This window comes from Glutamicibacter sp. (assembly GCF_050701915.1).
Lineage (GTDB): Bacteria > Actinomycetota > Actinomycetes > Actinomycetales > Micrococcaceae > Glutamicibacter.
In genome coordinates this window covers 24582-32968 of record NZ_JBOGEG010000039.1, presented here as the reverse complement: position 1 = coordinate 32968, position 8387 = coordinate 24582, and the positions used below count along the sequence as shown (strand labels likewise).

Here is an 8387-nt window from a genome sequence, read left to right as displayed (position 1 = left end):
CTCCCAGGCCTTTCTTGGGCCTAGCTGGACCTCAGGCTTCAGGATCCTTGCGAGGCTCCGGTTCCTGGACCGGGGCCTGGGGCTGCTGCGAGGTATCCACCCTTGGCTCAACGGCCGACAGGTCCTGCGCTTCCTTTGCCTCGGCGGCCGGTGCTTCCGCTTCATCCTTGGCCGGCTGCTCGACTGGAGCAGCTGGCGCAGCCGGCTTGGCCTCGTTGACGCGCACGCCATAGCGCGGGCGGCCATCTGGCAGGTCCGGGAACTGCGAGCTGCGCTCTTCCTCGGCGGCCGGCTGCGCAGGGGTTGCCGGTGCTGCAGCGGCTGCCTGGGCTGACGGTACGGCAGCTGCGGCAGGTGCCTGCGGCTGCGGGGTCTGGGCAGCTGGTTGCGCGGGTGCCTGCTGCGGGCGCATTGGCAGCTTGGAGGCCAGGGTGCGGGCAGACTGCGCATGCTCGAAGTCCACCACCACGTCGAAGCTGGTGGCCACGAACTGGCTGGAGGACGCGAAATCGCGCTTGCCCCGACGGGTCGAATAGCTGATCACGCCAGCGATCATCCAAATGGCCATGCCCAGGCCGATTGCGGAGAGAATCTGGTACAGACCGTTTCCGCCACCGCCGAAGAGGGTCAGAAGCAGGCCGACGAACAGGCCCATCATGCCGCCCTGGGCCGCGCCGGCCAGCGCCACGCGCGGATAGGAAAGTTTTGCGGTGACTCGCTCCACGGTGCGTACGTCATTGCCGACGATGCTTACCGCGGCGACCGGGAAATCATTATCGGCCAGGTAATCCACGAGCTTCTGCGCGTCGAGATAGCTGGTGTAACGTCCAAGCAGTTCTCCGCGCGGCAGGCCGCTGGTGCTAATCGAATTTACTCCATGAGGCGAGGTCATATCTATATTGTGCACAGGTTTACTGTGAGCCTGCCTAGTTGTGAAGCAACTATCGCTGAGGGTGAAAGAAACAGTACTGGCCCTGTGGCTTTGCACACCGGGAACGGGCCTGGAACGCGATAGTCTAGGAAGGTGAGCGCACAAGTGTCTAAAATCTTCGTCGCCCGACTGCTCGGGCTTGATGTCTTTGACCCCTTGGGCGACCGCCTAGGCCGTTTACGCGATGTCGTGGTGGTCTCTCGCGGCCCCAAGAAACCCGCCGCCTGCGTGGGCTTGGTCGTCGAGGTCCCCGGCAAACGGCGGGTCTTCGTTCCGATGACCCGCATCCAGTCCATGGAAGCCAACCAGGTGATCTGCAACGGCCTGGTGAACATGCGCCGATTCCAGCAGCGCGGCCAGGAAATTCTGGTTGTCGCCGAAATGTTCGACCGCACCATTACCTTCGTAGACGGTTCCGGGCGCGGTGTCATCGAGGATATCGGTTTGGCGCAGACCCGTCGCGGCGACTGGGAAATCAACGAATACTATGTCCAGCGTGGAGAACCGACCGCCAATCTGCTGGGCCTGCGTTCGCGCCGCCGCAACAAGGTGCTGGTCTCCTGGGACGAGGTCAGCCACGGCTCGAAGAATGAACCGCAGTCCGCTGACACCTTCGTGGCCGCCCACGATGAGATGAAGCCTGCCGACTTCGCTGACGCCTTGCACGAAATGAATGAAAAGCGCCGCCTGGAAATTGCGGCCCATCTGCAGGACGAGCGCCTGGCTGACGTGCTCCAGGAACTTCCGGACCGCGAGCAGGTGGAAATTCTTTCTGCCCTGGGGCTGGAACGTGCCGCGGATGTGCTTGAAGAAATGGACCCGGATGACGCGGCCGATCTCCTGGCTGAAGTCAGCGAAGAGACCAAGCACCAGCTGCTGGATCTGATGAACGAGGAAGAGGCCAAAGACGTTCGCCGCTTGCTCGCCTACCCGGAAGGTACCGCCGGGTCGATCATGACCCCGGTTCCGGTGATCCTGACCCCTGAATCCACGGTCGCCGAGGCCCTGGCCTCGGTGCGCCTGGAGGAATTGAGCCCGGCGCTTGCTTCCACCGTGTATGTGGTGCGTCCGCCGCTGGAAACCCCGACCGGACGCTACCTGGGCCAAGTTCACATCCAGGCGCTGCTGCGTGCCGCTCCCCCGGAGCCGCTGGGCGATATCCTTGATACGGAGCTGGAGCCGATGTCGGATCTGGCCAACATCACCGAGGTGGTTCGCCATTTGGCCACCTACAACCTCACCAGCGTCGGCGTGACGAGCAAGGAAGGCCGGCTAGTAGGCGCCATCACCGTGGATGACGTGCTGGACCACATCCTCCCGGATGACTGGCGTTCCCAAGACTAGCCAACGCCCCACCCACCCATCAGCAGCAAAGGAGTTCCAGCTATGGCTGAGCAGCGCAAGAGTAACGGCCTGGATACCCCGCTTGCAGCACGACAACGCTTCTGGCCCCGGTTCTCCCCGAACCCCGACCTCTTTGGTTCAGCCACGGAGAAGTTCGCCCGGTTCATGGGCACCCCGACGTTCCTGCTGTACATGACGGTGTTCTGTGCCTTCTGGCTGGTCTGGAACTCGGTTGCCCCGATCAATTGGCGTTTTGACGATGCCACCATCGGCTTCACCGCGCTGACCTTGATGCTCTCCTTGCAGGCCTCCTACGCTGCTCCGCTGCTGCTGCTGGCGCAGAACCGCCAGGATGACCGCGACCGCGTCTCGCTGACCGAGGACCGTGCCCGTGCAGAACGCAATCTGTACGACACCGAGTACCTGACCCGCGAGCTGGCTTCCCTGCGTTTGGCCCTGCGCGATGTTGCCACCCGCGACTACGTGCGTTCCGAACTGCGCAATGTGCTTGAAGAGCTGCTGGAAACCTCTGACGGCGAAGAGCTGCACCTGCGCGCGAAGAAAAAGGGCGGCAATAAGAATTCCCACCCGCAAACCGGAATGATCGAAACCGTCAAGCCCCAGCAGAGCCAGCACCGGAAGAACAACTAAGCATTGAGCATCACGCCAGAACTTTTAGCCGCCCTCGCAAAGGTCAACGACCCGGAGCTTCGCCGGCCCATTACCGAATTAGGCATGGTGGAATCGGCTGGCCTTGCCGATGGCACCGCCAAGGTCAAGATCTTGTTGACCATCGCAGGTTGCCCGATGCGTTCCACCATCGAGGAAGAGGCCACCGCGGCCCTGCTCACCGTCGATGGGGTGCAGCGCGTCGAGGTGAGCCTGGGCGTCATGGCCCCCCAGCAGCGGGCGGATCTGCGCGAGTCCCTGGCTAGCCGCCGCACCCCGTTCTCCGATCCGGCTTCCCTGACCCGGGTGATCGCCGTGGCCAGCGGCAAGGGCGGCGTGGGCAAGTCGTCGATTACCGCGAATCTGGCCTGCCAGCTTGCTTCCCAGGGATTGAAGGTTGGCCTGATCGACGCCGACGTCCATGGCTTCTCCATTCCCTCGCTGATGGGTATTTCGCAGAACCCCACCCGGGTTGATGACATGATCCTGCCGCCGGTAGCTCACGGCGTGAAGGTCATTTCCATTGGCATGTTCCTGGATTCCAACCAGCCGGTGATCTGGCGCGGCCCGATGCTGCACCGGGCCCTGGAGCAGTTCCTCTCGGATGTCTATTTCGGGGACCTGGACTACTTGTTCCTGGACCTGCCGCCAGGCACCGGGGACATGGCGATCTCGGTTTCCCAGCTGCTGCCCAATAGCGAGCTCCTGGTGATCACTACCCCGCAGTCCACGGCCACCGAAGTTGCCGAACGGGCCGGCACCATCGCCTTGCAGACCCATCAGAAGGTGATCGGGGTGGTTGAGAATATGAGCTTCCTGCAGCTGCCCGACGGGTCGCGCATGGAGGTCTTCGGCTCCGGCGGCGGGGCCAAGCTCAGCGATTCGCTGAGCCAGCAGCTGGGCTACCCGGTTGGGCTGTTGACCCGGATTCCGCTGGAAGAGTCCGTGCGCGTGGGCTCGGATCAAGGCGAGCCGGCGGTGCTTCGCAGCCCGGGGGCTCCGGCAGCAGCAGCGATGCGTGAATTGGCCGGGAAATTGGAACAGCGACCGCGCGGGCTTGCCGGGCGATCGCTGCCGATGTCCTTCTGAAGACTTGTCGGCCTAGGTAGCTTCGGAGTCGAAGGGCGCCGGTTCGTTGGCACCGAGCTGCGATTGCTGCGTGGTGACCGAAGGAACGGCGGTACGCACCGGGGCTGGTGCCGCGGTTTTGGCTGGGGAGGACTTTGCGGCATTCACGGCGTCGTCGAATTCATCGACAAGCGCGTCCTTGATGATTCGGCGTGGATCGTACTGGCGCGGGTCCAGCTTCTTCCAGTCGATGTCGGCAACCTCGTCGCCGACTTCTTCGCGCAGCTGCTCCTTGGCCCCATTGGCCATGCGCCGCACTTCCTTGACCAGGTTCGCTAGCTTTTTGGCGTACTCTGGAAGCTTTTCGGGGCCCAGAATAACGACCGCGAGCACGGCGAGAACGATAAACTCGCCACCATTAATACCAAAAAGATCCACGTAAGAAGATTACCTTGTTCCAGTGCCACGAACGAAGTCACCGCGCCACGCCAACGGTGAACACGCGGTGAACGGGGCTAGCTAGCGGCGCGCAAGCCTCGCGGGATGCGCGGCAACGACATGGTCTTGGCGGGACGGTTGGCTGGATTGCGGTGGGCCAGTGCGTCACGCAGCATGGCACGGCCACGGTGGATGCGTGAACGCACGGTGCCAAGCTTCACATCCAGGATGCGTGAGACTTCCTCGTAGGAGAAGCCTTCCATATCGCACAAGACAATTGCTGCACGGAACTCCGGCGACAACGCGCGCAAGGCTTCTTGCACGTCGACATCCAGGTTGTTGAATTCGAAATAGCGTTCCGGGGTCACCGCGGTGCCCGGCATCCGGTCTTCGGATCCCTCGGCGAAACGGTCAAATCGGATCTTGCTCTTGCGCCGGGCCTGGTCCAGGAACAGGTTGGTGGTAATGCGGTGCAGCCACCCTCCCATGGTTCCCGGGGTGTATTTTTCCAATGCTTTGAACGCGCGAACGAATGCCTCTTGCGAGAGGTCCTCGGCATCTTGGCGGTTACCAGTCAAACGGTAGGACAAACGGAAAACCCGTTGCCCATGCTCTTGGACCATCTGATCCCATGTCGGAGTCGTGGTTTCGGCAGTCACCGTAGAAGAAACTGTTTCACTTCGCGCATTGTTCACACTACAAGTATGAAATGGGAAGCTGAGCTGAAGCTAAGAATCCCCTGCGCGAGAACCTCCAAGTTCAACAACTTCAGGTAACGACGTAGGTACGATTGATACTGGCCACGCCAATTCAACCTTTGAGGACCACCGCCGATGCCTTCGATGAATCCAGAACTCTTTGCGAGCTGGACCTACACCCAGACCCACGTCAACGAACCAGAGCATGTCGCCTCGGTTCGCGAGCGCGCGGAAGACCTGGGCGTGCGCTGCATCGATCCGGCAGGCCGCTCGATGCTGCAGATGCTGTGCACCCTGCGCCAGCCGCGCAATATCGTGGAGATCGGTTCGGGCGTGGGTGTCGCATCGCTGGCGATGCTCGAGGTCATGGGCAGCGCCATGACGTTGACCGCGATCGAATCGGACCTGGAGCACGCCAACGCGATGTGCCAGGGCTTGCGCGATTCGGGTATCCCCTCTGCCCGCGCCCGCATTATCAACGAACGTGCAGAGAACGTGCTCTCGCGCTTGGCTGACCACGCCTATGACCTGGTGCTCATCGATGCCGGCGCCGAGCTGCTGCTCGAATATGTGGCCGAGGCCAAGCGGCTGGTGGGAACCGGCGGGGTGATCATAGTGAACAACGCCTTTGACGAGCATCGCCTGGCCAAGCCCGCGGTTCGCCGCCCCTCGACCGTCACGACCCGCGATGCGCTGCGCATGCTGCGCGAGGACCCGCGCTTGCAGACCCACCTGTTCCCTACCGAGCAGGGCCTGTTTGCGGCCACCGTCCTGCCGGCCAAGGCCGCCACCCGGCACTAGCCGCTGATTTCGGGAAAGACAAAGGACCGACATTTCTGTCGGTCCTCAATTGCCGCACCAGCAACTCGTGCGGCCAAGCTAGAACTTGGGCATGCTTACTCAGTTACCTTGAGCAGGCACTCACGCAATTCGGTTGCCTCGTCGTTGTTCAACTCGACTACCAGTCGTCCGCCTCCGTCGATTGGCAGGCGCAAGATGAGGCTGCGGCCTTCCTTAGCGACTTCCATTGGTCCATCACCGGTGCGTGGCTTCATAGCAGCCATTAAGCTGTTCCCTTCGTCTGTGGCTAACGCATGCACTGGCGCTTGCCGTGCATACAACCGAATGCCTAGTCCATCCTCAGCAGGGATTCCCGGCTGAGTTGGGACACTTATCTTTTATTATTACTAATTTTCGCCCGTGTCGCTAATCACACGCCGTGACTCAAGGTCACGAACCGTATTCTCAAGCTCGGTAATTTCTGCCGCGAGGACATCGAGCACCTCATCCACTTGGTCGCAGCGGTAACCGCGCAAGCCCAAGGAGAAGCGAACTTTCTCCACGTCTTCAGCGCGCGGATTCTTGGCCAGCAGCACCGGCGGCAACGACGCCTGGTGCTCCACCAAGCCCGTAATGGGCTCCCCGGCGGATTCGAAGTGGCGACCTGCCGGTACATTCTTCCGCTGGCTGGAAAGCAGCAGCGCGACAGCACCCACCAGCAATACTGCGATGGCAACCAGGAGAAATGGCATCGGCTACTGGCCCTTCGCCAGGTCGCCGACCTTCTGGTTTTCTTCATGCGCTCGCAGCACCAGATCCACCGCTTCATCCGGATCGTCGGTGATGGTGAACAGGTTCAAGTCACCGGGCGAAATGGTGCCTTCAGCAACGAGCGTTGTGGTCATCCAGTCCACCAGGCCACCCCAGTATTCGCTGCCAACGAGCACAATCGGGAAGCTGGTGATCTTCTTGGTCTGCACCAAGGTCAGCGCCTCGAACAGCTCATCCAGGGTGCCGAAACCTCCGGGCAGCACAATGAAGCCCTGCGAGTACTTCACGAACATCGTCTTGCGCACGAAGAAGTAGCGGAAGTTCAGGCCCTTGTTCACCGAAGCATTCAGCCCGGTTTCAAAAGGCAGCTCAATGCCAAGGCCTACCGAAACGCCATTCTTGTCCGCAGCGCCCTTGTTGGCCGCTTCCATCGCGCCGGGGCCGCCACCGGTGATGGTAGTGATGCCCTCCTCGGCCAAGCGGCTGCCGACACGCTGGGCCATCGCATAGTACGGGCTGCTTGGATCGGTGCGCGCCGAACCGAAAACGGCAATGGCAGGGCCGGTGCCGGCCATATTTCCAAAGCCAGAGACGAATTCCGATTGGATTCGCAGCACACGCCACACATCGCTGTGCGTGACATCGGCCTGCGGACTTTCCAGAAGATGGTGGTCAAGCTGGTCTTCCGGTTGTTTTCCTGGCCAGCTCGCTTCGATGTGGCGCTTTTGCCCTACGCGGGCATTTTCTTCACTCTTACGCTGATGAACCATAGCTTCACTCTATCGGTTACTTCTGCGCATCTTCGGATGTGACCTACCGCGTATTGGAGAACAGTTTGATAACAACTAAGTGTGACATGGTCGAAGGGTCGCGTAGTCGGCGTCACATCAAGTAATGTCTACAACATGAAAAGCGATCATCAGGCTCAAGCTTCTTCTGACGGCCCTATCGTCCAGCTGACTGGGGTCAATAAGCACTACGGTGCGCTGCATGTGCTCAACGACATCAATCTCGAAGTGACCAAGGGCGAGGTCGTTGTGATCCTCGGCCCTTCGGGCTCTGGCAAGTCCACGCTGTGCCGCGCCATCAACCGACTGGAAACCATCGACGAAGGCACCATCAAGATTGATGGGAAGACCCTTCCCGACGAAGGCAAGGCACTGGCCAATTTGCGGGCGGATGTCGGCATGGTCTTCCAGTCCTTCAACCTCTTCGCTCACAAGTCCATCTTGGAGAACGTCACCCTGGGGCCCATGAAGGTCAAGGGCATGAAGAAGGACGAAGCCAAGAAATTGGCGATGCAGCTGCTCGAACGCGTGGGCGTGGCCAATCAGGCCGGCAAACTGCCTGCGCAGCTTTCTGGCGGCCAGCAGCAGCGTGTGGCGATCGCCCGTGCGCTGGCCATGAGGCCCAAGGTGATGCTCTTTGACGAGCCAACCAGTGCCTTGGACCCGGAAATGATCAACGAGGTCCTGGACACCATGGTGGGCCTGGCCAAGGAAGGCATGACCATGCTCGTGGTCACCCACGAGATGGGCTTCGCCCGCAAGGCAGCGGACCGCGTGATCTTCATGGCCGACGGCCAGATCGTCGAGCAGGCCACGCCGGAGGAGTTCTTCACCAATCCCAAGTCCGACCGTGCCAAGGACTTCCTTGGCAAGCTGATCACCAACCACTAATTTCATCAT

At 61.1% G+C, this 8387-nt stretch carries 11 protein-coding genes; 5 read left to right on the top strand and 6 right to left on the bottom strand.

Annotated elements, in window-relative coordinates; all coding sequences use genetic code 11:
- Positions 1-31: 31 nt before the first annotated feature.
- On the bottom strand, positions 32-907 hold the full coding sequence (locus ACRDT3_RS16655; RefSeq protein ID WP_431494049.1) for a general stress protein: 876 nt from the start codon (positions 905-907) through the stop codon (positions 32-34).
- 117 nt (positions 908-1024) lie between these two features.
- Here ACRDT3_RS16655 and ACRDT3_RS16650 point away from each other — a divergent pair, with 117 nt between their 5' ends.
- From ACRDT3_RS16650 to ACRDT3_RS16640, 3 genes are read left to right on the top strand one after another with little or no spacing between them, the layout of a single operon-like run.
- On the top strand, positions 1025-2275 hold the full coding sequence (locus ACRDT3_RS16650) for a magnesium transporter MgtE N-terminal domain-containing protein (protein ID WP_431494048.1): 1251 nt from the start codon (positions 1025-1027) through the stop codon (positions 2273-2275).
- Between the two features lie 42 nt (positions 2276-2317).
- Entirely contained in the window at positions 2318-2926 is a 609-nt protein-coding gene (locus ACRDT3_RS16645; RefSeq protein ID WP_431494047.1) for a DUF1003 domain-containing protein, read from the top strand.
- 3 nt (positions 2927-2929) lie between these two features.
- Entirely contained in the window at positions 2930-4033 is a 1104-nt protein-coding gene (locus ACRDT3_RS16640) for an Mrp/NBP35 family ATP-binding protein (RefSeq protein WP_431494046.1), read from the top strand.
- Between the two features lie 12 nt (positions 4034-4045).
- Here ACRDT3_RS16640 and ACRDT3_RS16635 read toward each other — a convergent pair whose 3' ends face one another.
- Together ACRDT3_RS16635 and sigE are read right to left on the bottom strand one after the other, a co-directional pair.
- Positions 4046-4450, bottom strand: a complete 405-nt coding sequence (locus ACRDT3_RS16635; RefSeq protein WP_431494045.1) for a sec-independent translocase — start codon at positions 4448-4450, stop codon at positions 4046-4048.
- Positions 4451-4527: 77 nt separating this feature from the next.
- Complete coding sequence (sigE, locus tag ACRDT3_RS16630) at positions 4528-5145, bottom strand: RNA polymerase sigma factor SigE (RefSeq protein ID WP_431494044.1); 618 nt, start codon at positions 5143-5145, stop codon at positions 4528-4530.
- A 138-nt stretch (positions 5146-5283) separates the two neighbouring features.
- On the opposite strand from sigE, the gene ACRDT3_RS16625 reads away from it, so the two are divergent.
- Entirely contained in the window at positions 5284-5949 is a 666-nt protein-coding gene (locus tag ACRDT3_RS16625; RefSeq protein WP_431494043.1) for an O-methyltransferase, read from the top strand.
- A 95-nt stretch (positions 5950-6044) separates the two neighbouring features.
- Here the strand turns inward: ACRDT3_RS16625 and ACRDT3_RS16620 are convergent, their stop codons facing one another.
- From ACRDT3_RS16620 to ACRDT3_RS16610, 3 genes are all read right to left on the bottom strand, one after another.
- Positions 6045-6212, bottom strand: coding sequence for a DUF3117 domain-containing protein (locus tag ACRDT3_RS16620; protein ID WP_013349509.1), 168 nt, complete (start codon positions 6210-6212; stop codon positions 6045-6047).
- A gap of 123 nt (positions 6213-6335) precedes the next feature.
- A complete protein-coding gene (locus ACRDT3_RS16615) occupies positions 6336-6680 on the bottom strand; it encodes a DivIVA domain-containing protein (protein ID WP_431494042.1) in 345 nt (114 codons plus the stop codon).
- Positions 6681-6683: 3 nt separating this feature from the next.
- Positions 6684-7469, bottom strand: a complete 786-nt coding sequence (locus ACRDT3_RS16610) for a TIGR00730 family Rossman fold protein (protein WP_431494041.1) — start codon at positions 7467-7469, stop codon at positions 6684-6686.
- 177 nt (positions 7470-7646) lie between these two features.
- On the opposite strand from ACRDT3_RS16610, the gene ACRDT3_RS16605 reads away from it, so the two are divergent.
- The gene (locus ACRDT3_RS16605) at positions 7647-8378 is read left to right on the top strand and encodes an amino acid ABC transporter ATP-binding protein (protein WP_431494050.1); all 732 of its coding nucleotides are present in this window, start codon (positions 7647-7649) and stop codon (positions 8376-8378) included.
- The last annotated feature ends 9 nt before the right edge of the window (positions 8379-8387 follow it).